The 20,873-nt window shown below is 72.2% G+C and carries 23 protein-coding genes and 2 pseudogenes; 12 read left to right on the top strand and 13 right to left on the bottom strand.

Annotated features, from left to right (window positions below; genetic code table 11):
- Positions 1-178: 178 nt before the first annotated feature.
- From rlmN to rpsB, 6 genes are all read right to left on the bottom strand, one after another.
- On the bottom strand, positions 179-1,285 hold the full coding sequence (gene rlmN / locus ACSMX9_RS22830; RefSeq protein WP_351246614.1) for a 23S rRNA (adenine(2503)-C(2))-methyltransferase RlmN: 1,107 nt from the start codon (positions 1,283-1,285) through the stop codon (positions 179-181).
- A 476-nt stretch (positions 1,286-1,761) separates the two neighbouring features.
- Positions 1,762-3,072, bottom strand: a complete 1,311-nt coding sequence (locus ACSMX9_RS22825) for a phosphatidate cytidylyltransferase (protein ID WP_445396522.1) — start codon at positions 3,070-3,072, stop codon at positions 1,762-1,764.
- Complete coding sequence (gene frr / locus ACSMX9_RS22820; protein WP_445396520.1) at positions 3,072-3,629, bottom strand: ribosome recycling factor; 558 nt, start codon at positions 3,627-3,629, stop codon at positions 3,072-3,074. Before frr ends, ACSMX9_RS22825 begins: the two co-directional genes overlap by 1 nt.
- Before the next feature lie 187 nt (positions 3,630-3,816).
- Complete coding sequence (gene pyrH / locus ACSMX9_RS22815; RefSeq protein WP_445396518.1) at positions 3,817-4,602, bottom strand: UMP kinase; 786 nt, start codon at positions 4,600-4,602, stop codon at positions 3,817-3,819.
- 172 nt (positions 4,603-4,774) lie between these two features.
- Positions 4,775-5,611, bottom strand: coding sequence for a translation elongation factor Ts (gene tsf, locus ACSMX9_RS22810; RefSeq protein WP_445396516.1), 837 nt, complete (start codon positions 5,609-5,611; stop codon positions 4,775-4,777).
- Positions 5,612-5,778: 167 nt separating this feature from the next.
- Entirely contained in the window at positions 5,779-6,681 is a 903-nt protein-coding gene (gene rpsB / locus ACSMX9_RS22805) for a 30S ribosomal protein S2 (RefSeq protein WP_445396513.1), read from the bottom strand.
- A 512-nt stretch (positions 6,682-7,193) separates the two neighbouring features.
- Between rpsB and ACSMX9_RS22800 the strand changes: the two genes are divergently transcribed.
- Positions 7,194-7,817, top strand: coding sequence for a peptidoglycan DD-metalloendopeptidase family protein (locus tag ACSMX9_RS22800; RefSeq protein WP_445396511.1), 624 nt, complete (start codon positions 7,194-7,196; stop codon positions 7,815-7,817).
- A 41-nt stretch (positions 7,818-7,858) separates the two neighbouring features.
- Here ACSMX9_RS22800 and ACSMX9_RS22795 read toward each other — a convergent pair whose 3' ends face one another.
- From ACSMX9_RS22795 to ACSMX9_RS22765, 7 genes and pseudogenes are all read right to left on the bottom strand, one after another.
- Positions 7,859-8,416, bottom strand: coding sequence for a TetR/AcrR family transcriptional regulator (locus tag ACSMX9_RS22795; protein ID WP_445396509.1), 558 nt, complete (start codon positions 8,414-8,416; stop codon positions 7,859-7,861).
- A 133-nt stretch (positions 8,417-8,549) separates the two neighbouring features.
- Positions 8,550-9,386 (bottom strand): RNA polymerase sigma factor WhiG, encoded by an 837-nt coding sequence (gene whiG, locus ACSMX9_RS22790; protein ID WP_351248846.1) that lies wholly within the window; start codon positions 9,384-9,386, stop codon positions 8,550-8,552.
- 226 nt (positions 9,387-9,612) lie between these two features.
- Complete coding sequence (gene dprA / locus ACSMX9_RS22785; RefSeq protein WP_445396507.1) at positions 9,613-10,761, bottom strand: DNA-processing protein DprA; 1,149 nt, start codon at positions 10,759-10,761, stop codon at positions 9,613-9,615.
- A pseudogene (locus ACSMX9_RS22780) lies at positions 10,761-11,408 on the bottom strand (ATP-binding protein); the annotation flags it as partial. The pseudogene ACSMX9_RS22780 and the gene dprA, both read right to left, overlap by 1 nt.
- 41 nt (positions 11,409-11,449) lie before the next feature.
- A complete protein-coding gene (locus ACSMX9_RS22775; protein WP_445396505.1) occupies positions 11,450-13,114 on the bottom strand; it encodes a recombinase family protein in 1,665 nt (554 codons plus the stop codon).
- Complete coding sequence (locus tag ACSMX9_RS22770; RefSeq protein ID WP_445396503.1) at positions 13,111-13,446, bottom strand: hypothetical protein; 336 nt, start codon at positions 13,444-13,446, stop codon at positions 13,111-13,113. Before ACSMX9_RS22770 ends, ACSMX9_RS22775 begins: the two co-directional genes overlap by 4 nt.
- Before the next feature lie 15 nt (positions 13,447-13,461).
- Positions 13,462-13,902: a hypothetical protein gene (locus ACSMX9_RS22765; protein WP_445396501.1), complete on the bottom strand. Its 441-nt coding sequence runs from the start codon at positions 13,900-13,902 to the stop codon at positions 13,462-13,464.
- 275 nt (positions 13,903-14,177) lie between these two features.
- Here ACSMX9_RS22765 and ACSMX9_RS22760 point away from each other — a divergent pair, with 275 nt between their 5' ends.
- The 11 genes and pseudogenes from ACSMX9_RS22760 (at position 14,178) to ACSMX9_RS22710 (ending at position 20,795) form a co-directional block, all read left to right on the top strand.
- Positions 14,178-14,402: a helix-turn-helix domain-containing protein gene (locus ACSMX9_RS22760; protein WP_445396499.1), complete on the top strand. Its 225-nt coding sequence runs from the start codon at positions 14,178-14,180 to the stop codon at positions 14,400-14,402.
- Entirely contained in the window at positions 14,399-14,575 is a 177-nt protein-coding gene (locus ACSMX9_RS22755) for a hypothetical protein (RefSeq protein WP_445396497.1), read from the top strand. The genes ACSMX9_RS22760 and ACSMX9_RS22755 overlap by 4 nt, the downstream gene beginning before the upstream one ends.
- A 63-nt stretch (positions 14,576-14,638) precedes the next feature.
- Positions 14,639-15,028: a hypothetical protein gene (locus ACSMX9_RS22750; RefSeq protein WP_445396495.1), complete on the top strand. Its 390-nt coding sequence runs from the start codon at positions 14,639-14,641 to the stop codon at positions 15,026-15,028.
- Complete coding sequence (locus ACSMX9_RS22745; protein WP_445396493.1) at positions 15,025-15,390, top strand: hypothetical protein; 366 nt, start codon at positions 15,025-15,027, stop codon at positions 15,388-15,390. Before ACSMX9_RS22750 ends, ACSMX9_RS22745 begins: the two co-directional genes overlap by 4 nt.
- 55 nt (positions 15,391-15,445) lie before the next feature.
- Complete coding sequence (locus tag ACSMX9_RS22740; RefSeq protein WP_445396491.1) at positions 15,446-16,708, top strand: ERF family protein; 1,263 nt, start codon at positions 15,446-15,448, stop codon at positions 16,706-16,708.
- Positions 16,705-17,355: a hypothetical protein gene (locus tag ACSMX9_RS22735; protein ID WP_445396490.1), complete on the top strand. Its 651-nt coding sequence runs from the start codon at positions 16,705-16,707 to the stop codon at positions 17,353-17,355. Before ACSMX9_RS22740 ends, ACSMX9_RS22735 begins: the two co-directional genes overlap by 4 nt.
- Positions 17,355-17,852: pseudogene (locus ACSMX9_RS22730) on the top strand (DNA cytosine methyltransferase); the annotation flags it as partial. The gene ACSMX9_RS22735 and the pseudogene ACSMX9_RS22730, both read left to right, overlap by 1 nt.
- Positions 17,853-18,398: 546 nt before the next feature.
- Positions 18,399-18,536 (top strand): hypothetical protein, encoded by a 138-nt coding sequence (locus ACSMX9_RS22725; protein ID WP_445403141.1) that lies wholly within the window; start codon positions 18,399-18,401, stop codon positions 18,534-18,536.
- Positions 18,537-18,613: 77 nt separating this feature from the next.
- Entirely contained in the window at positions 18,614-19,630 is a 1,017-nt protein-coding gene (locus ACSMX9_RS22720) for a hypothetical protein (RefSeq protein ID WP_445396488.1), read from the top strand.
- Complete coding sequence (locus tag ACSMX9_RS22715; protein ID WP_445396486.1) at positions 19,627-20,322, top strand: zinc finger domain-containing protein; 696 nt, start codon at positions 19,627-19,629, stop codon at positions 20,320-20,322. Before ACSMX9_RS22720 ends, ACSMX9_RS22715 begins: the two co-directional genes overlap by 4 nt.
- Positions 20,319-20,795, top strand: a complete 477-nt coding sequence (locus ACSMX9_RS22710) for a hypothetical protein (protein WP_445396484.1) — start codon at positions 20,319-20,321, stop codon at positions 20,793-20,795. Before ACSMX9_RS22715 ends, ACSMX9_RS22710 begins: the two co-directional genes overlap by 4 nt.
- The last annotated feature ends 78 nt before the right edge of the window (positions 20,796-20,873 follow it).

Raw genomic sequence — 20,873 nt, 5'->3', positions numbered from 1 at the left:
CCGGTGGAACCGGCTGCCGCACTCTCAGCGCTGTGGCGCTCCCCTGTCGGAAAATGCAGTTGTCGTCGTGAACGGGGCGTACGGACCCGACGGGACCACGCACGAACCGGACCGCGGTTGGCGCGAACGGCTCGCCCGTACGGTCCGCTATGCGGGCGTACGGGACAAGACTACCGCTCTAACGTTCGGATGCGGCCAGCTGCCCGCAGGCACCGTCGATCTCCTGGCCGCGGGTGTCCCGGACGGTGACCGGCACGCCGTGGGCGGCGATCGCCTCCACGAAGGCCTTCTCGTCCTCGGGGCGGGAGGCCGTCCACTTCGAACCGGGCGTCGGGTTCAGCGGGATCAGGTTGACGTGCACCCGCTTGCCCTTGAGCAGTCGACCGAGCCGGTCGCCGCGCCACGCCTGGTCGTTGATGTCCCTGATCAGGGCGTACTCGATGGAGACGCGACGACCGGACTTCTCGGCGTACTCCCAGCCCGCGTCGAGGACCTCGCGGACCTTCCACCGGGTGTTGACCGGCACCAGGGTGTCCCGCAGCTCGTCGTCGGGGGCGTGCAGGGAGATCGCGAGGCGGCACTTGAAGCCCTCGTCGGCGAACCGGTGGATCGCCGGGACCAGGCCGACCGTGGAGACGGTGATCCCGCGCTGGGAGAGCCCGAGTCCGTCCGGCTCCGGGTCGGTCAGCCGGCGGATCGCGCCGACGACCCGGTTGTAGTTGGCCAGCGGTTCGCCCATGCCCATGAAGACGATGTTGGACAGCCGGGCGGGCCCGCCCGGGATCTCCCCGTCGCGCAGCGCGCGCACCCCGTCCACGATCTGGTGCACGATCTCGGCGGTCGACAGGTTGCGGTCCAGCCCGGCCTGGCCGGTGGCGCAGAACGGGCAGTTCATCCCGCACCCCGCCTGGGAGCTGATGCACATGGTGACCCGGTCCGGGTACCGCATCAGCACCGACTCGACCAGGGTCCCGTCGAACAGGCGCCACAGGGTCTTGCGGGTGGTGTCGTCGTCGCAGCTGATGTGGCGCACCACGGACATCAGCTCCGGCAGCAGCGCGTCCCGGAGGCGGTCGCGGGCGCCGCTGGGGATGTCCGTCCACTGCGCGGGGTCGTGCGCGTACCGCGCGAAGTAGTGCTGCGAGAGCTGCTTGGCGCGGAACGGCTTCTCGCCGATGGCGGCGACGGCTTCCTTGCGCTCGGTGGGCGAGAGGTCGGCGAGGTGCCGCGGGGGCCGCTTGGCTCCGCGGGGCGCGACGAAAGTGAGTTCTCCGGGCTTGGGCATGGTGCATCCAGTGTCGCAGACCGGCGGGGGTGGCCCGGGGCGCAGTCGCGACGGCCTCCCCCGCCCGCCCGCGAGCCCCGCTGCGCCCCGCCGGATCCGGCCGCAAAGGCCCGGGAACCGGACGATCGGGGCCTTCCTCCCCCGTACCCCGCGCGGCACGGGCAAGGATGTGTCCGTCTCACTTCGTCCGCAGCGCTCGCGAGAGGAACGGGAGAGGACCGTGGGCTATCAGGTCAGATGCGGATCGACACGGACCACGACGGGAAGGCCCTGTGGGAACCCCGCGATGGTCGGCTACTCCCGGTGCCAGTTGCACCGCGGGGACTGGACGCCGCGACAACGGCGGAAGACCAAGAAGCGCTGAACCCGGCTCGTGCCGGTGGCGCAGGAACACGAACGACGAAGGGGCCCGCCGTCCGGAGGACGGCGGGCCCCTTCACTTCGTTCCCGCAGGTCGGATGCTGTGCATCCGGGCATCAGCCCGATCCGACGAAAACCACCAGCAGCAGCCACACCACCGGGGCGGTGGGCAGCAGCGAGTCCAGCCGGTCCATGATGCCGCCGTGACCGGGCAGCAGGGTGCCCATGTCCTTGATGCCGAGGTCCCGCTTGATCATGGACTCGCCGAGGTCGCCCAGGGTGGCGCTGACCGCCACCGCGAGGCCCAGCAGCAGTCCCTGCCACCAGGAGCCGCCGTCGATCAGGAACTCCATGCACAGCGCACCCGCGACCGTCGCGAAGCCGATGGCCCCGAAGAGCCCCTCGCGGGTCTTTCCCGGGCTGATCCGCGGTGCGAGCTTGTGCGTGCCGAACCGCCAGCCGACCGCGTAGGCGCCGGTGTCGCTGACGACGGTCAGCACCAGGAAGGTCAGCACCCGCCAGGCCCCGTCGTCCGCGGTGAGGAGCAGCGCCACGAACGTCGCCAGGAACGGGACGTAGAAGGTCGCGAAGACCCCCGCCGTCACGTCCCTGAGGTAGCCGTCCGGAGGCCGGGCCATCCGCCACACCAGGACCGCGAGCGCGGTGAGCGCGGTAGCCGCCCAGGCTCCCCGGGCACCGCCCGCGTACCCGGCGACGACCATCGCGGTGCCTCCGGCCACGAGCGGAACGAGCGGGGCGTCGATGCCCTTGCGTTCCTTCAGCCGGCTGGTCAGCTCCCACAGGCCGACGACGACCGCGACGACGAGCACCCCGACGAACACGGCCTTCACCACGAACAGCGAGGCGGCGATCACCGCACCGAGCCCCAGCCCGACCCCTATGGCGGCGCCCAGGTCCCGTCCCGCGCTCTTCTTCTGCGGGGCGGGGGGCGTCTGGGGGGCGTTGGGCATGGGCTCCTGTGGCATCCGCGGCGCCGTCCGGTGCTGGCCCCGGTCGGCACCGGGTTCCTGCGGGACGCCGCCCGGCGAAGCGGTGCCCCGGCCCTGTGACCCCGCGTCGTCGACGGGCACGACCGGCATGGGCTGGGTCCGCCCCGACCGCACGAGGTCATGCGCATCGTACGCAGGGACGGCCGGCGCCGCCGCTCGACCGCCACCGACGGGGGACGGCGGGCCGGAGACCGGGGCGGGGCGGGGGGCGGCGGGCGCCTCGGGGGGCAGCAGGGCCGCTCCCCGGGCGTCCGCGACGGGTCCCGCGGGGGCGGCCCGCGGCGGGAGGACACCGCTGCCGTACCCCTGGCCGGACCCGTGGTCCTGGGACGGCCCGTGGCCGGGTCGCTGATCGGTCGGGAGCCCCGGTCCCGCGTGCCCGGCCCGCGAGGACGCTCCCCAGGAAGAGTCGTTCATCAGACTTCGAGCAGCTCGGCTTCCTTGTGCTTCAGCAGCTCGTCCACCTGGGCGACGTACTTGGAGGTGGTGTCGTCCAGGTCCTTCTCGGCGCGGCGGCCCTCGTCCTCGCCGACCTCGCCGTCCTTGACGAACTTGTCGATCGCTTCCTTGGCCTTGCGGCGCACGGAGCGGATCGAGATCTTGGAGTCCTCCGCCTTGCCCTTGGCGACCTTGATGTAGTCGCGGCGGCGCTCCTCGGTGAGCTCCGGGAAGGTCACCCGGATGATGTTGCCGTCGTTGCTCGGGTTGACGCCGAGGTCCGAGTCCCGGATCGCCTGCTCGATGTTGCGCAGCGCGCTCTTGTCGAACGGGGTCACGATGGCCATGCGCGGTTCGGGCACCGAGAACGAGGCGAGCTGGTTGATCGGCGTCATCGCGCCGTAGTAGTCCGCCACGATCTTGTTGAACATCGCCGGGTGCGCACGCCCGGTGCGGATCGCGGCGAAGTCCTCCTTGGCGACCACGACGGCCTTCTCCATCTTCTCCTCGGCTTCGAGGAGGGTCTCTTCGATCACCACTTGCTCCTGCGTGTCTTGAGTAGGCCCAGCTCCGGTGGTGGGGCCGGCCGCGTCGCGTCTGTCCCCTGCACGGTGTCCGACCGTCAGGGCTTTGTCCATCCCCTGTCCGTGCCACTCGCCCCCCGAGGGGAACCCGGTGGCGGCGCCCTCGGTGGGCACGGACCGGGGGTCGGCTCGGGGGCGGTCAGGCTCCGGCGTGCTGCTCGCCGACCAGGGTGCCGATCTTCTCACCCTTGACCGCGCGTGCGATATTGCCCTCCGCGAGCAACTCGAACACGAGGATGGGCAGCCGGTTGTCGCGGCACAGGGTGATCGCGGTGGCGTCGGCGACCTTCAGGTCCCGGGTGATGACCTCGCCGTAGCCGAGGGAGTCGAACTTCACCGCGTCCGCGTTGGCCTTCGGGTCGGAGTCGTAGACCCCGTCCACGCCGTTCTTCCCCATGAGCAGGGCCTCGGCGTCGATCTCCAGGGCCCGCTGGGCGGCCGTGGTGTCGGTGGAGAAGTACGGCATGCCCATGCCGGCGCCGAAGATGACGACCCGGCCCTTCTCCAGGTGGCGCACGGCCCGCAGCGGGATGTACGGCTCGGCCACCTGCGCCATGGTGATGGCGGTCTGCACCCGGGAGTCGATGCCCTCCTTCTCCAGGAAGTCCTGGAGGGCGAGGCAGTTCATCACGGTGCCCAGCATGCCCATGTAGTCCGAACGGGCACGGTCCATCCCGCGCTGCTGGAGTTCCGCGCCCCGGAAGAAGTTGCCGCCGCCGATGACGACGGCGATCTGGAAGCCGTCACGGACCACCGCGGCGATCTCCCGGGCGATCTTGTGCACCACGTCGGGGTCGACGCCCAGCCCCCCGCCGCCGGCGAACGCCTCGCCGGAAAGCTTCAACATGAACCGCCCGGCGGCCGTGCCGCCGTCGCTTCTCGCGCTCTTCGCGTCCTTCTCGCCGGTCCCGGCCTGGGTGGTCATGGGTTCTCCTCGTGGTGCACATGCGAAGAAGGCCATTGCCGGTGGGTGTGGTGGCAACCCGTGCGCGGCAATGGCCTCCTCGTCAGATCTGCGGTCCTCCGTCGCGTACGCGGTTCGTACGCGGGCGACCCCGTAGACCCTAGCGGGGTCTACGGGCGATCGCGGTAGGGACTCAGATGCCGACCTTGATGCGCGAGAAGCGCTTCAGGGTGACACCGGCCTCGTTCAGGACCTGCTGGACGGACTTCTTGGCGTCGAGCGCGTACGACTGCCCCAGGAGGGTGGCCTCCTTGTAGAAGCCGTTGACGCGACCCTCGACGATCTTCGGGATGGCCGCCTCGGGCTTGCCCTCGTTGCGGGTGGTCTCCTCGGCGACGCGGCGCTCGGCCTCGACGACCTCGGCCGGGACGTCCTCGCGGGCGAGGTACTTCGGCGCGAAGGCGGCGATGTGCTGCGCGATGCCCTTGGCGACCTCGGCGTTCGGCGCGTCCAGCTCGACCAGGACGCCGATCTGCGGGGGCAGGTCGGGCATGGTGCGGTGCATGTACGCGGTGACGTAGGCGCCGGAGAACTGCGCGAAGCGGTCGAGGACGATCTTCTCGCCGAGGTTGGCGTTGGCCTCGTCCACGTACGCCTGCACGGTCTTGCCGGGCTCGATCTCGGAGGCCAGCAGGGCCTCGATGTCGGCCGGCGAGGTGGCGGCGACGTGTGCGGCCAGCGCGTTGGCGACGGCCTGGAACTTCTCGCCCTTGGCGACGAAGTCCGTCTCGCACTTCAGCTCCAGGATGACCCCGGAGGTGTTGTCGTCGGCGATGACGGAGACCACGGCGCCGTTCTCGGCGGAGCGGCCCTCACGCTTGGCGACGCCCTTCTGGCCCTTGACGCGGAGCAGTTCCACGGCCTTCTCGACGTTGCCGTCGGCCTCGTCGAGAGCCTTCTTGCAGTCCATCATGCCGGCGCCGGTGAGCTCGCGGAGCTTCTTGACGTCGGCGGCGGTGTAGTTCGCCATGAGTCTGAAATCTTTCTCGAAGTCTGGGAGATCGAGGACCTGCGGACGGTCGACGGCCGAGGGGTCGGGACCGCCGCGCGGGTCCGGATCCGGAGGGCGGGTGACGGCGGGGCGGAGGTGTGCCCTCCCGCCCCGCCGTGCGCCCTTCAGATCCTCGGCCGGGTGGGTCAGCCCTGCTCGGCGGCGGGGGCCTCGGCGGCCGGCGCCTCGGTGGCGGGGGCCTCGGCGACGGGGGTCTCCGCGGCCGGCTCGGCGGCGGGGGCCTCGGCCGGAGCGGCCTCGTCGGCCTTCTTCTCGCCCTCGAGCAGGTCGCGCTCCCACTCGGCGAGCGGCTCGCCGGCGGCCTTGTCGCCCGGCTTCGAGTCACCGGTGGCGACGCCGGAGCGGGCGATGAGGCCCTCGGCGACGGCATCGGCGATCACCCGGGTGAGCAGCGTGACGGAGCGGATCGCGTCGTCGTTGCCCGGGATCTTGTAGTCGACCTCGTCGGGGTCGCAGTTGGTGTCCAGGATCGCGACGACCGGGATGTTCAGCTTGCGGGCCTCGCCGACGGCGATGTGCTCCTTCTTGGTGTCCACGATCCAGACGGCGCTGGGCACCTTCTGCATCTCGCGGATACCGCCGAGGGTCTTCTCCAGCTTGGCCTTCTCGCGCGAGAGCACGAGGAGTTCCTTCTTGGTCAGACCGGACGCGGCGACGTCCTCGAAGTCGATCTGCTCCAGCTCCTTGAGCCGCTGCAGACGCTTGTAGACGGTCGAGAAGTTGGTGAGCATGCCGCCCAGCCAGCGCTGGTTGACGAAGGGCATGCCGACGCGGGTGGCCTGCTCGGCGATGGCCTCCTGCGCCTGCTTCTTGGTGCCGACGAACATGACCGTGCCGCCGTGGGCGACGGTCTCCTTGACGAACTCGAAGGCGCGGTCGATGTACGACAGCGACTGGAGCAGGTCGATGATGTAGATGCCGTTGCGCTCGGTGAAGATGAAGCGCTTCATCTTCGGGTTCCAGCGACGGGTCTGGTGACCGAAGTGGACGCCGCTCTCCAGCAGCTCCCGCATCGTGACGACGGCCATGGCCGTGTTCTCCTTGGTACTCGGTTGTCGCGTCCGCCGGACGGCGGACGCGCCTGACGCCCCGGTGCGCCGTGCCACGAAGGACCGAGGGGCGCGGACACCGCCACACTGCGGGGGCGGATGTCGGGGCGTGCGAAGTCGACCCGGTGACCCGGGTCGCCACAGAAAGTGTACGGGACCCTGAACCTTCCGGGTGACGCCCCTGTCCACAACCGGCGGGTTGTCCACAGATCGTCCGCCGTCGCCCCACGGAACGTGTCGAAGCGGCACCGTGAAGGGGCGGCCCGGCGCCCTCTTCGGCACGGGTGCCCTGTTCGGGCGGCGGGCCCACGGAGCACGCGGCACGGGCGTGTCGGGCACGGCGGATCGGGGGTAGGGGCATGCGTCGGTGCGGGCGACGGAGCGGTGATCGAGGGGCACGGCCGCGGTTCACGGCTGGGGCGGGGCGGATCGGGAGGGGAGCGCTCGCCGCGTCGGCACTGGCGGTCCTGCTCGTCCCGGTCGGGGCGGGAGTGGTCACGGGGCCGCCGCCCGCGCCGCCTACCGGGGCCTTCGGCCTCGCCGGCACCACGGACGCCCCGGGGTCGGCGGGCCCGACCCACGACGGGCGGGCGGCGGGTTCCGGGGACGGGCCCGCCGGGAGCCCGGCGGCGGCCGGGGTGCCCGTGGTGGCGGTGGCCTGGGCGCTGGCGCCGCGCCCCCGGGTCGTGCGGGGCTGGGAGCCGCCGCCCACCCCGTACGCGGCGGGCCATCGCGGGGTGGACCTCTCCGCGGCGGCGGGTGCGGCGGTGCGGGCCGTGGCCCCGGGTCGGGTGGTGCACGCCGGGCCGGTCGCGGGCCGGGGCGTGGTCGTCGTGGAGCTGAGCGGCACGGGCACCCCGCCGCTGCGCCTCACCCACGAACCGGTGCGGCCCGAGGTGCGGCGCGGTGACCGCGTGGCGCCCGGGGACGTCCTCGGGCGCCTGGAGCCGACCGGTTCGCACTGCCCCGATCCGTGCCTGCACTGGGGGCTGCGCCGGGAGCGGAGCTACCTCGACCCGCTGTCGATCCTCGCGCCGCACCTGCTGCGCGGGGCCGCGCCGCGGCTGCTGCCCCTGGCTCCGCCGGTGCCCGTCGCCTCCCGGCCCGCGGGGTGACCGGCAGCGCCGCCCGGGACGGGCCCGGGCGCCGGAGGGGGTCAGCCCCGGATGCCGCGCAGGGCCATGGCGACCGCGGCGTCCGCGATCTCGGTGGGGTCCTCCACCGCGCCGAACTCGACCCGGCGGGCCGCCGCGTCGACGATGCCCTGGAGGAGCATCGCCGCGAGCCGCGGCTGGTCGTGGCCTGTGTCGCGCAGGGCTTCGGCGAGCATCGTCACCAGCCCGCCGTGGGCGGCGCGGATCTTCTCCCGCGCCCCGTCGTCGAGCTCGCTCGCGGAGATCGCGACGACGGCCCGGTGCCGCCGGTCCCCGACCAGGTCGAGCTGGCGGCGCACATACGCCTCGATCTTGCCCTCGGGGCCCTCGGCGAGCGCCATCGCGCCCTCGACCTCGGCGGCCCAGACCGGGAAGTCCACCGCGCACAGTTCCTCGACCACGGCCGCGCGCGACTTGAAGTACTCGTACACCGAGGACCGGGCGAGTCCGGTGCGCTCGGCGAGGGCGGGGAAGGTCAGGGCTTCCGTTCCCCCTTCGGACAACAGGGACCGCGCGGCGTCCAGCAGGGCGGCACGCTGCATCGAACGGTGCTCGGCCACGGAGGCCGCTCGAATCCTTGGCACCCCTCCACTCTACGGACGCCCCGGCCGACAGGGGAGTCCGTGTCCCCCTTCGGCACGTCGCCGAGGCCCCCCGGGGGCCTCGTGGCGGCGGGCGGGGACGGGGGCGCGGTCAGCGACCGAATCCGGCCAGTTTGGCGCGGAGCTGGAGGACGGACTTGGTGTGGATCTGGCTGACCCTGCTCTCGGTGACTCCGAGCACCAGACCGATCTCGGCCAGGGTGAGGCCCTCGTAGTAGTAGAGGGTGACGACCGTCTTCTCGCGGTCGGGCAAGGTGTTGATGGCACGGGCGAGGAAGCGGCGCAGCTCGCGGTCCTCGGCGATCTCGACCGGGTTGTCGGCTGCCGTGTCCTCCAGGGTGTCCATGAAGCTGAGGCTGCCGCCGCCCTCGCCGCCGACGTGCAGCAGTTCCTCCAGGGCGACCACATTGGCGAGGGACAACTGACTGAAGACGCCGTGCAGTTCCTCCAGGGGGATGCCCATCTCGGCGGCCACCTCGCCTTCGGTGGGGGTGCGCCGGAGTTGGGCCTCCAGGGCGGCGTAGGCGCGTTCCACGTTGCGGAACTTCTGCCGGACCGACCGGGGGATCCAGTCCAGGGCGCGCAACTCGTCGATCATCGCGCCACGGATGCGGGTGATCGCATAGGTCTCGAACTTGATCGACCGTTCGATGTCGAACTTCTCGATCGCGTCGATCAGCCCGAAGACCCCGGAGGACACGAAGTCCGCCTGCTCCACGTTGGACGGCAATCCCACGCTCACCCGGCCGGCGACGTACTTGACCAGCGGCGAGTAGTGCAGGATCAGCTGCTCGCGCAGCCGGTCGTCCCCCGTCTCCTTGTACGACCTCCACAACTCGTCGAGCGTCGAAGGGGCGGGAGGCCGCACGCTCCCGTGGGCAGCGGGGGGAGCAGCTGCCCGGTCGGACCCAGAAGTGTGCTGGGGCATTCGTCGCCTTGTGCCGTTCTGCCGTGAACTGGGTGGGAATCCTTGTGAGCGTAGCGTGACTGGAGTGTCGCGGTGTGCGAAGGCTCTGGGATCATCTGTGCGCAGATACGTTCCGTTGGTGGCCCGAGCGGGGCGCGAGCGTCGCTCTGGGTGACGCTCGGTCTTCCTCCTCCGTCCTTGATTCACATGGTCACGGCACGCCTGTGGGTGATCCCCGGCCCGGCCCTCACGCTCCGTGCCGGGCGCGATCGGGACCGTCCCGCATTCGGCGTGTCAACTGCCAGCCGTCGCCGTGTCGTTCGACGAACCCCAGGGAGTGAAGCTCGTACAACCGGCCGATCGCCTCGTCCTCGGTGGTCGCCGCGGCCCGGGCGATGTCCCGCGGATGGCGGGCGCCCTGGGCCGGCAGGACGGCGAGGACCTGCTCCGCGGCGGAGGCCAGCAGGTCCCTGGGCACCACGGGACCGCGCCGCGGGGGCGCGAGTTCGCCCATGGCACCGACGAGTTCGATCACCTCGGCCGCGTCGTTGACCAGAACGGCCTGGTCCCGCAGGAGTTCGTGGACGCCTTCGGACAGCGCGCTCGTCACCGGACCCGGTACGCCCATCACCGCCCGGCCGAGCCGTCCGGCGCGGCGGGCCGTGGCCAGGGCCCCGCTGCGGACGGCGGCCTCGACGACGACGGTGCCCCGGGTGAGCGCGGCGATCACCCGGTTGCGCAGGACGAAACGACGGGCGGTGGGATGGTCGCCCGGCGGCAACTCGCCCACCAGCAAACCCTGTTCGGCGATCCGGTCGAGCAGGGCGCGGTGCCCCGGCGGGTAGGTCCGGTCGAGGCCGCAGGCCAACACCGCCACGGTGGCGCCGCCGCGGCCGAGGGTGCCCCGGTGGGCGGCGCCGTCGATGCCGTAAGCCCCGCCGGAGACGACGATCCAGCCCCGGGCCGCGAGGTCGGCGGCGAGCCCGGCGGCGACGTGCGCGCCGTACTCGGTGCAGGCCCGGGCACCCACCACGGCCACCGAACGCAGGGCCCACAGCCGGAGGTCCGGCGTACCGCGCACCCAGAGGCCGATCGGGCGGGCGTCCCCGAGGTCGTCGAGTTGGGCGGGCCATTCCGGGTCGCCGGGGCACAGGAAGCGGATGCCAGCTCCCCGGGCCAGGGCCAGGTCCGCCTCGGGGGACATCCGTTCGGCCCGGGACCGCAACCCGGTCCAGCGCCGGGCCGAGACCCCGGGCAGGGGGTCGCCGGTGCCGGCGAGCCGGCGGGCGACCTCCACCGCTCCGTACCGCCGCAGCCAACCGCCGCCGACCTCGTCGCCCGGTTCGATCGCCCGGGTCAGGGCCGCCCGTGCCCGTCGCTCGGCGTCCGCCGTCATCACCGGCCCCCGAGGACGCGGGGGCGGCCGACCGCGGTGCCGGTGCGCAGCTGGAGCGCGAGCGCCGTGTCGGCGGCGTCCGGCCGGTCGTGGCCCGCGAGGTCGGCCACGGTCCAAGCGACCCGGAGCACCCGGTCGAGGCCGCGGGCGGTGAGCAGCCCCTGCTCCAACCGCTGCTCGGCCTCGTCCAGGGCACCCGGCCCGGCCCGCCACCGGGTGCGCAGCTCATGGCCGGGAACCTGCCCGTTGGTCCGCCAGGGGGTGTCCGCGTACCGGGCGGCGGCCCGCTCCCTGGCCCCGCGCACCCGCTCGGCGACCGTCCGGGTGGACTCGCCGCGTTCCCCCACGGCGGCGAGTTCGGCCCGGGTCACCGCCTCGACCCGGACCCGCAGGTCGACCCGGTCCAGCAGCGGCCCGGACAACCGGGCCTGGTAGCGCCGGACGACGGACGAGGGGCACTCGCAGCCGGCGCCCCGCTGGCCGAACCGTCCGCAGGGGCAGGGGTTGGCGGCGAGCACCATGGTGAACGTCGCCGGCATGCGGACCGCCCCCGCGCTACGGGCGATGACCACCCGGCCGGACTCCAGCGGTTGCCGCAGGGCGTCGAGGACGTGCCCGCCGAACTCGGCGCACTCGTCCAGCAACAAATGCTGTAAAACCAATGGATACGCTCAGTAAGCATCGTCCCTCAGGACTCCGCGGCCCACGGGTCGGGGTCCCAGACTGCGTGCACGGCCACCCTGGTCTGCCCGCTCCCTGCTACCCCCTTGGTGCCCATCGCTCCGCGGGTGCAGACGACGCGGCGCACGACCTTCCGCAGCAGGAAGTTCCTCTCTGCGTCGCTCATCACCTCCCACAGCTCAACAAGCCGGCCAGCGATCGGTGCGTAGTCGGCGCGCCGGGGTGCCGCGGCGACGGCCGCCGCGGCTTCGAGCGCTTCCTTTATCTCCTGGTGCTGCCTGAGTAGGTGTCCCTGCGCGGCTTCGAAGGTTCCTGCCGGATACGAGGTTGGTTTGAGCGCTTTGTCAGCGGCGAGGCGCGCGAGGGCGCCTTCGATCTGCGTGTGCTCGGCCTGGAGGCGGTCCCGCTCGCGTGCCGCGCGCTCGCGCTCGCGCTCGCCGTCCCAGGTCGGGGTTTCGATCGGGGTGGCCGGGGCGGCGTCGATGTCGTCGGCCACCTTGCGGCGGAGCCAGGCGAGTACTTCGTCCTCGACGACGTACCGGTGTATCCACATCCCAGAGCTACACACGGTGCCGCCCGATCGGCTACGGGTAGAGCACTGGTATGCGTAGCCGTATACCCGTCCGGCGGCCCGCTTTACGGATGTGATCCCGCCTTCGCCGCGGCATTCGCCACAACGCACGAGACCAGTGAGTGTGTATTTCGGACTTCGGGCGCGCACGGGCATTTTTCGGCGGGATTGCGCGTGTTCTTGGAATCTCTCAAAGGTCTCGGGGGTAATGATCCCCTCATGCGCTCCGTCAATGTGTATCCAATTCGTGCAGGTGCTTCCGTTTGCGGAGTATTCACAGCCGCATGAGGGGTCGTGTACTCGAAGGAGTCCAGCAGCGAAGCCCGCGAGCATGTAGGCGCGCAGGGTGTTGGCCTGGAGCATTGCCCCGGTGCCGGTACGGTATCCGAGTCGATTTAGCCACCCGGAAAGCGAGCCATACCCTTCGGGGACCCCGGTCGATAGGCCAATTTTCCTGTCGTATAGGGCTTCTATGTGCGGTCGGGCGCTTTCTTCTATCTGGTATCGCTCATCCTGGATAATCCAGCGTCCGGGGGAATTGGGGTCCGGTATCCGCCGTGGATGCCAGATGTAGCCCATGCGCTTTCCTCCGGTGGCGGGGAGGCCGTGTGCCCGGCGCCATTGATGTGTGTCCTTCCACATTTCCCCCGCTCGTTCGGATTCGAATACGGCGAGCTTGAATAGGATTCCGCGATTGAAGCGGCCTACGGCCGTGCTTACGTCTACGTCTTCCGTTGCCGAGGCCAGTTGGCCTCCGGCATTCTCAAGGCGCGCCAGGTTGATGGCGATGCCGTGATCATGTCGTCCGAAGCGCGAGAATTTCCATACTGCGATCCCGTACGCTTCCCGCGCTTCCACACGGTGAATACAGACCATGATTTTGCGTTTGAAGTTTCGGCCCGTCGCGTCTGGGTCTGTGACCACGTCGATGATTCGGCGGCGCGTACGCTTGGCCCATGCCCGTATTGCGGATTCCTGCAATTCCGGGCTAATTTTCTCCTCTTTCCACGTCGATACTCTGATGTACGCAATCCACGGCTCCCAATTTTCGGGGTCGTCGTATGAGCCCCGGAGCGTGGCCGGGACCTCGTCTGCGGTCATGCTTTCCTCTTCTCCTGTGTGGACGTGGTGGTCGTGGTGCAGTCGGCGCCGTGGACGATGCAGTCGGCGCGGTGCGGGTCGGGCGGGACGGTCGGCGCGGTGCGGAGTCCGCGGGCGAGGTGGTCGACGGCGATGGCCCACGCGGCGGCACGCTCGTGCCGGATGTGCCAGAGGCACAGGGGGGTGAGGGTGGCGACGATCAGGGGGGGACCTGTCCACGCGACCCCTGCACTGGCCCGTGCTACCCCCACGAGGGTGAGCGCCACTCCGATGGCCAGGGCCGCGGCGGTGATCCAGTAGCGGACGGGGGATACGGCGGTGCGCGCGGGCATGGTGACCTCCTGTGGCTACTGCTCCGCTTCTCCCTCGTGGGGGTCGCGGAGCGCTTCTGTCATCGATCTGAGGGCCGCGCGGGCGCGCGGCGTGCGAGGAATGCCAAGTTCGTCGGCTGCTTCGTCGAAGGTCAGGCGGCCCCGGGGGGCTTCGACTGCTCCCAGCTCTTCGGCGGTGGCCCAACCTGCGGCGACCATGACATGCCCGATGGTGACGGGCCGGCCGGTCGCCGACAGGGCTTCGGCGATGGCGCGGAAGCTTCCGGGGTGGGGGGTCTGGGCCGCTCGGAGGATGCGGCCCACCGTGGACTCGCTGATGCCCGCGAGGGCGGCGAAGCGACGGCGCCCGCTTCCCTGGGGGGTCATGTCGAAGCCGCGGTCGGCGAGGGCGCCGGAGAGCCAGGCGGCGAAGCTCGCGGCATCGGGGCCGGGGGGGCTCTTTTTCACAGATGACATGACAGCAGAGTATCCGGCGCCTGTCTGTCATGGCAGAGCGACTTTCAGACGTGACAGAGCACACCTCTACCGGGCCCCCTTCGGCTCGCCCGCTCCTGACCTGCACCTTTGCATGTCGAACGGGCTTGCGATTCTGCGCCCCTCTACGCACGGTGTCAACGGGGTAGCGGCGTGGAGCGGAGGGCGCCTCCCCTTCCGGGTCTGTCATGCATGACAGACTGGTGGTAATGTCTGCCATGCACGACAGACTGTCGAGAGGGACAGGAACCACCGCCATGCCCAGATACGACCGAACCCGCCTCCTCGCCGCCGCCGCCGGCCACGGGGACACCCACTACACCGCCGTCGCCGCACGCCTCGGGGTGTCCGTCTCCACCGCCCACCGACTTGTGACCGGGCGCCGCGCCCCGTCCCTCCGGGTCGCCGCCGCCGTGCGCGCCGCCTACGGACTGCCCCCCGAAGACTTGCTCATCCCCACGCCCACCTGCGACTGCCCGTGACGAGCGACGACGTGATCCCCCGGGACCGCGCGATCCGGGAGGCGCGCGCCGTGCTCGACGCGGCCCGGCTTCGGATCGCCCGCGACCGCGCCGCCGGCCGACTCTCCCCCGAGCACGAGGACATCGTCCGCCGACTCGACCAGGCCGCGCGCACCGCGCCGGCCGCCGCCTGACACGAAAACAGGGCCGCCCGGACACGACCCGGACGGCCCCAGCAGACCCCGAAGGAGACTGCCATGCACGACGACCAGCCTACCTTGCAACTCCCCACCGCGGTTGCCCCGGTGCGCACCGCGCCGTCCGCCGCCGACCAGAAGGCCACCCTGCGGGCGGGGGTGATCGCCCGTCAGCTCGACGCGATCGTGCCCGGCACCCGCGGCATCACCCTCGCCCCCGTCGTCCTGGACGACGGCACCGGCCGGCCCCGCCGCGGGTGGTGGGTGTACCTGATCGGCGCCGAGGGAGCCCCGATCAGCGCGTCCGCCGAGGAGTTCACCGCCGCCGGCCGGTTCATCAAGCGCTTCCGGCCCGACGCCGACTGGACGCGCCCGACGACGTACGACGCCCGCACCGGCACCCTGCGCCCCGCCGCCGCCGTCGACCTCCCCGATGAGGTGGCCGCATGATCCCCCCGGTACAGCTCACCCACGGCGACGACGCCGTCCGCATCCCCCACGGCCGGGCCGTCGACGAGACCCTGGACGCCCTCGCCATCGCCTACGCGGAGAACCCGGGCATCGTCGGGGCCCTGCTGTCCGCGCATGCCGGCACCGTCCTGTGCCTGGACATGGCCGTCGTGTGCCCGACGACCCCGGACCACATCCGGGCGATGCGCGCCGCGGAGGCGGACGGCACCCGCGACGCCCTCGCCGCCCTGGCGCCGCCGGTGGGCGGAGTCGACGACATCGTGACCGCCGATGAGGCGGTCACCCTCGCGACCCGCCTGATGCGGCTCGCCGCCCTGATCCGTCACAAGACCACCCCGTAGCCCGCCCCCGGAGGGGGCGTTCCGGCCCCCTCCGGGTCACACCCCGGAGAACGACATGACCGTCACCACCCTCCCCCTCCCCCTGCCCAACCCCCCGGCCCTGACCCCTGCGGTTGCGTCCCCGATCTACCAGCCCGCCCCGGCGGGCACCCCGACCGACACGCCCCGCGTGTTCGCCGCCATCGCCGCCGTCATGCGCGACGTGATGCCCGTTGCCAAGGAGAAGGAGAACCAACAGCAGCGATACCGCTTCCGCGGAGTCGACGACGCCATGTCGGCGATGGCCGGGCCGATGCGGGCCCACGGTTTGTTCATCCTGCCGAGCATCGCCGACCACCGCGCCGAGCGCCGCGGCGAGAAAATGACGCACGTCAACATCACCATGCGCTACCACGTCTACGGACCCGCGGGTGACTGCCTCACCGCCGAAGTGCCAGGCGAAGCAAACGACTTCGCAGACAAGGCCACCAACAAGGCCCAGAGCGCGGCCTTGAAGTACCTGTTGTTCACCCTGTTCATGATCCCCGTGGATGGGCGCAGTATCGACGACGGGGACCGGCACCACTCGGAGCCCACGGAGGAGCACCGCGCCGAGCGGGAGCAGCGGAACTCCGAGCGGGAGCAGCGCCGGGCGGGCCGGCAGAAGGGCGGGGGCCAGCAGCAGCCGCGCCAAGCGCAGCGCGCCGAGCCGGGCCCGTGGGAGCAGCAGCCCCGGCAGCAGCCCCGGCAGCAGCCCCGGCAGCAGCCGGCACCGCGCCGCGACTACCTCGCCGAGGCGGCCCGCGCGGACAACCCGCACCAGTTCGCCAAGATCCGGGCCGCCGCCGCCGAGAACGGCGCCCCAGCCGCCTTCCTCGCCCGCCTTGACGCGGTCGCCGCGGAGAAGCGGGCCGCCGCCCAGCAGCGGCCCGCCGGACGGGCGGAGGTGCAGCAGAAGACCGCGCGGCCCGCCTTGCCGCCCGCGGCCCCCGCGCCGCCGACCCCCGTCGACGAGGTGACCGACGCCGCGGGTGAGGCGTCCTGGCAGAGCGAGCCCGCCCGCCAGGCGCGGGCCGCGGCCGAGGCCCGCGGGGCGACGCCGCACACCGTCGACGCCGCCATGGCCGCACAGTACGAGCAGCCGCCGGCCGGGTCGGCGTGGCAGCAGCAGCAGTCCGCCCGCGACCAGGCCGTGCAGCGGCTCAGGACCGCCGCCGAGTGCGCGGGGTTGGTGGGGCTCGACGCGCAGTTCCAGCAGGCGTACGGCGTGACGATCGAGAAGGCGCCGACCGCCCTCTTGGTCAGCATGGCAGCCCAGATTGAGAAGGCCGCACCGTGAGCGACGAGCAGCAGCAGGCCACCGCGCCGCCCGCCGGCCCGGACCCCGCCGAGATGCGGGACGCAGTCACCAGGGTCGCCGCACTCGGGGCCCTACTCGACGAGGTCAAGGCCGCGTACACGACGGCGCGCACCGACGTACAGCACATGCTCGACCAGCAGCACAGGGCCGTGGGGACCACCACGGTGGACGCCGTGGTGCCGGGCGCGGGCCGGGTCGGGTCGATCTCCCGCACCGGCGGCGAGGCGGAGGCCGCCGTCGTCGACGCCGAGGCGTTCCGCGCGTGGGTGCGGGACCACTTCCCCTCCGAGCACACCGTCAAGGTCGTGCCCGCCCGGATCGAGACCGCCGTGCAGCCCGCCTTTCTCGCGCAGGTCCTCGCGCAGGCGACGGCCGCGGGGGTCGCCCGGTACGCGGACCCCGCGACCGGAGAGTTGCACGACGTGCCCGGGGTGAAGCTGAAGCCCGCGCGGGCCGCGGGCATGCGCATGACCTACACCCGCAAGTCGAAGCGGACTCCCGTGGACGGGCGGGAGCTGGTCGCCGAGGCGTGGCGGTCCGGGGCCCTGGCCCCGGTGGTGCTGCCGGCCCTCGCCCCCGCCCCCGCCGGGCCGCCCGCGCCGGCCGGCACCGAGGAGGGCCAGTGATGAGTGCCCGACTCGACGCGGCCCGCCGCCGGCTCGACTCCTCGCCGCCGGCCCCGCTGCCCGGGCAGATGGCCGTCGAGGACGTGCCACTACGGATCGGTTCACTGTGCACGGGGTACGGCGGGCTGGACATGGCCGTGACGAGCGTGGTCGGGGGAACCCTCGCGTGGGTGGCGGACCCCGATCCGGGAGCTACCCGCATCCTGGCTCACCACCACCCGCAGGTGCCCAACCTCAGCGACCTCACGGCCGTCGACTGGACCACCGTCCCGCCCGTCGACGTCGTCACCGCCGGCTACCCCTGCCAGCCCTTCTCCACCGCCGGCCACCGGAAAGGAACCGCCGATGAACGCCACATCTGGCCCCACATTGCCCGTGCCCTTCGCGTACTACGACCCCAAATCGCACTCTTTGAGAACGTCTCAGGGCACCTTCGACTCGGATTCGACATCGTCCTCAGTGATCTTGCCGCCCTCGGGTTCGATGCGGAGTGGTGCACTGTCCGCGCGTCGGACGTCGGCGCCCCACACCAGCGCAGGAGGCTCTTCCTCCTCGCCTGGCCTGCCCACACCCAGGGCGAGGGACTCCCGGGGGAGGGGATTCCCGGACGGACTGCCGAGTGTGGCGGCACTGCTGCCAACACCGACCGCGACGGCCTACGGGAGCAATCAGTCAGACAGTCCCGGGGCCACTGTGCGGCCATCACTCAACTCCCTCGCCCCTCTGCTGCCGACGCCAGTCGTGGCGGACTCACGCGACACGGCGAACTTCCGGCCGGACGGGACGCCGTACAGGCAGGGGTACGGACGGACGCTCACGGACGCCACTCGGCACCTGCTGCCGACACCGCGCGCCTCGGACGGGGAGAAGGGCGGCCCGAACCCGCGCGGCAGCAAGGGCGACCTGACCCTGCCATCGACGGCGGCCCGCATTGGGGCCGATACGCCCCCGCCATCGCCAGGTGGGAGGCGGTCACGGGCCGACGCGCACCCCGGGCAACTGAGGATCGAAATCGCCTGAGCTCCGCTTTCGTGGAGTGGCTGATGGGACTGCCATCCGGGCACGTCACGGCTGTCCCCGGACTCTCCCGCACCGCCCAGCTCCGCGCACTGGGCAACGGGGTCGTAGTCCAGCAGGGCTCCGCCGCCGTGCGCCTCCTGCTGACCGCCGCCCGCCTGTAACCCCCCCGTACCGCCCGGGGGCGAGGTGACCACCCACCCTCGCCCCCGGGCCCCACACCACCAGGAGCAGGAAGCACATGCCATGGGTCCGCATCGACGACCGATTCCCCAGTCACCGCAAGGTGGCCCTACTCAGCGACCGCGCCTTCCGCCTGTACGTCTCCGCCCTCTGCTGGTCCGCCGAGGGGCTGACCGAGGGGCGCATCAGCGCCCGCGAACTCCCCCTCGTCGCCCGGGTACGCAACCCCCGCTCCGCCGCCGCGGAGCTGGAGTCCGCGGGTCTGTGGGACCCCGCCGACGACGGATGGGCGATCCACGACTACTTGGAGTACAACCCGTCCCGCGCCCGGGTGAAGGAGGAGCGGGCCGGTGCCGCCGCCCGGGCCGCCGCATACCGGGAGCGCCAGCGGGCGAAGAAGACCGAGCGTCACGGCGTTCGTCACGGCGACGATCACGCCCCCCGTCACGGCGTGACGGATGACGCCCCCGAGGGGCCAATTGACACGACGGCGACACGACGCGAGCACGACGGCGACACGACGGCGCACGAAACCGACCCCAAGGAATCGCAAAACCCGCAGGTCAGCGACGAGCGTCACGGCGTGAGTCACGCTGCCCCGTCCCCTACCCGTCCCCTAATTACTTCCTACGGAAGTAATGCGAACGTCGACGACGCGTCGACTGGCGCACAAACCACGCCCGATCCGGAGCCCCAACGAGACGACGTGGAGCGCGTCTGCGCACACCTTGCCGACCGCATCGAGCAGAACGGCAGCAAGAGGCCGACGATCACGAAGACCTGGCGCACCGCGGCCCGCTTGCTGCTGGACCGCGACGGCCGCACCGAGGACCAGGTCCACGCGGCCATCGACTGGTGCCAGGACTCCGACTTCTGGCGCGCCAACATCCTGTCGATGGTCAAGCTCAGGAAGCAGTACGACACCCTGCGCCTTCAGGCCGTCCGCGACCGCCGGCCCGCCGTCGGTGCCGACGTCATCCCCCTCGACGCCGCCCGCCGGACGCCCGTCGAGCGCACGCACGACCACCTTGCCGCCGCCCTCGCCGCCATCGAGGCCCGCGAGGCCGGACGATGACGCCGCGCGAGGTCGCCGCGCTGCTGGCCTACGCGGTTCGTCTCGACCCGCGGCTGACCCTCGACGACCCCGGGGCCACCGCTGACCGGCTGGAGGCGTGGTGCGATCTCCTCAGCGACGTGCCGGGCACCGCGCCGGGCGGGTGGGACGCCTCCCGCACCGTCCGCGACCACATCGCCCGCTCCCCCTGGCGCATCCAGGCGTCCGACGTGTCCCGCCCCTGGTGGGCGCACCGCACCGCCGCCATCCGCGGCGCCACGCACACGTTCGAGCCCTACGACCACCCCGAGATCGACCCGGACGACGGTGACGCCTACGTAGCCGCCCTCCGGGCCGACCGCGACGCCATCGCCACCGGCCAGCACGCGCCCCTCACCGTCCGGGAGATCACCAGCACCGGGCCGGCCGCGCTGGAGGCCGAGCACCGCCGCCGCGTGCTCGGGACCTACAGCGTCCGCAGCGTCGACGACGAGCTGCGCCAGTACCGGCCGGACCGCGCCCGGCGGGAGGCCCTGGCCGCCGCTGGACTGCCCGATGTCCTCGCCGTCCCGTGCCCGGACCCGTACTGCCGTGCCCGCCCGCGCCGGCCGTGCACGGGCACCCGCCGACGGGTGCGGTCCGAACCGCACGCCGCCCGCACCGAAGCCGCCCTCGCCGCCCACACCACCACCACCGAGGAGACCCCGCGATGAGCCCGACCCCCAAGAGCGCCCGCAGCTACCACCGGAAGCCGGCCAGCGGGGACCGCACCCGCAACACCCGCTCGTACCAGGTCGTCATCACGTGGCCCGGCCGCGCCGAGCAGCCCACGGTCCTCACCGGCCAGGACCGCCCCCGACTGGAGCGCTCCGCGAGGATCTTCGCCAACCAGGGCGCCCGGGTGACCCTGCACCGCCGCGCCGGCTACGCATGGCGGGAGGTCGCGGTGTACGACACCCTCGCCGAGGCGGCCCGCGCGGACGACGCCCGCCGCGCGGAGCGCGAGGCCGCCGAGTGGGCGCGCCACGCCGCCGAGTCCGCCCAGCGCCGCATCCGCGAGGCCGAGGCCGACGAGCAGAACCGGGCCGCCGTGGAGCGGCTGATGACCCGCCCTCCGGTCCCCCGCGGCCAGCAGGCGCCCGCACGCACCGGCCGCGCCCGGCACACCTCCGGCGGCCGGCCGTGATCCCCGCCGTGCCGCGGGCCGCCGTGCCCGTGATCGCGGACGCCCTCGCCGACGCCACCGTCGACGAGCTTCTACACC

It is taken from the genome of Streptomyces sp. LE64, assembly GCF_052606915.1.
The sequence above is the reverse complement of the archived record's forward strand: the minus strand, read 5'-3'. Positions and strand labels throughout refer to the sequence as shown.

What these genes read in the sequence shown, in the direction of transcription:
- rlmN (WP_351246614.1), bottom strand. Translation starts at nt 1,285, where the DNA reads ATGCCCAAGCCCGGAGAACTCACTTTCGTCGCGCCCCGCGGAGCCAAG.
- ACSMX9_RS22825 (WP_445396522.1), bottom strand. Translation starts at nt 3,072, where the DNA reads ATGAACGACTCTTCCTGGGGAGCGTCCTCGCGGGCCGGGCACGCGGGA.
- pyrH (WP_445396518.1), bottom strand. Translation starts at nt 4,602, where the DNA reads ATGACCACCCAGGCCGGGACCGGCGAGAAGGACGCGAAGAGCGCGAGA.
- tsf (WP_445396516.1), bottom strand. Translation starts at nt 5,611, where the DNA reads ATGGCGAACTACACCGCCGCCGACGTCAAGAAGCTCCGCGAGCTCACC.
- rpsB (WP_445396513.1), bottom strand. Translation starts at nt 6,681, where the DNA reads ATGGCCGTCGTCACGATGCGGGAGCTGCTGGAGAGCGGCGTCCACTTC.
- whiG (WP_351248846.1), bottom strand. Translation starts at nt 9,386, where the DNA reads ATGCCCCAGCACACTTCTGGGTCCGACCGGGCAGCTGCTCCCCCCGCT.
- dprA (WP_445396507.1), bottom strand. Translation starts at nt 10,761, where the DNA reads ATGACGGCGGACGCCGAGCGACGGGCACGGGCGGCCCTGACCCGGGCG.
- ACSMX9_RS22775 (WP_445396505.1), bottom strand. Translation starts at nt 13,114, where the DNA reads ATGACCGCAGACGAGGTCCCGGCCACGCTCCGGGGCTCATACGACGAC.
- ACSMX9_RS22770 (WP_445396503.1), bottom strand. Translation starts at nt 13,446, where the DNA reads ATGCCCGCGCGCACCGCCGTATCCCCCGTCCGCTACTGGATCACCGCC.
- ACSMX9_RS22765 (WP_445396501.1), bottom strand. Translation starts at nt 13,902, where the DNA reads ATGTCATCTGTGAAAAAGAGCCCCCCCGGCCCCGATGCCGCGAGCTTC.
- ACSMX9_RS22760 (WP_445396499.1), top strand. Translation starts at nt 14,178, where the DNA reads ATGCCCAGATACGACCGAACCCGCCTCCTCGCCGCCGCCGCCGGCCAC.
- ACSMX9_RS22750 (WP_445396495.1), top strand. Translation starts at nt 14,639, where the DNA reads ATGCACGACGACCAGCCTACCTTGCAACTCCCCACCGCGGTTGCCCCG.
- ACSMX9_RS22745 (WP_445396493.1), top strand. Translation starts at nt 15,025, where the DNA reads ATGATCCCCCCGGTACAGCTCACCCACGGCGACGACGCCGTCCGCATC.
- ACSMX9_RS22740 (WP_445396491.1), top strand. Translation starts at nt 15,446, where the DNA reads ATGACCGTCACCACCCTCCCCCTCCCCCTGCCCAACCCCCCGGCCCTG.
- ACSMX9_RS22725 (WP_445403141.1), top strand. Translation starts at nt 18,399, where the DNA reads ATGGGACTGCCATCCGGGCACGTCACGGCTGTCCCCGGACTCTCCCGC.
- ACSMX9_RS22720 (WP_445396488.1), top strand. Translation starts at nt 18,614, where the DNA reads ATGCCATGGGTCCGCATCGACGACCGATTCCCCAGTCACCGCAAGGTG.
- ACSMX9_RS22715 (WP_445396486.1), top strand. Translation starts at nt 19,627, where the DNA reads ATGACGCCGCGCGAGGTCGCCGCGCTGCTGGCCTACGCGGTTCGTCTC.
- ACSMX9_RS22710 (WP_445396484.1), top strand. Translation starts at nt 20,319, where the DNA reads ATGAGCCCGACCCCCAAGAGCGCCCGCAGCTACCACCGGAAGCCGGCC.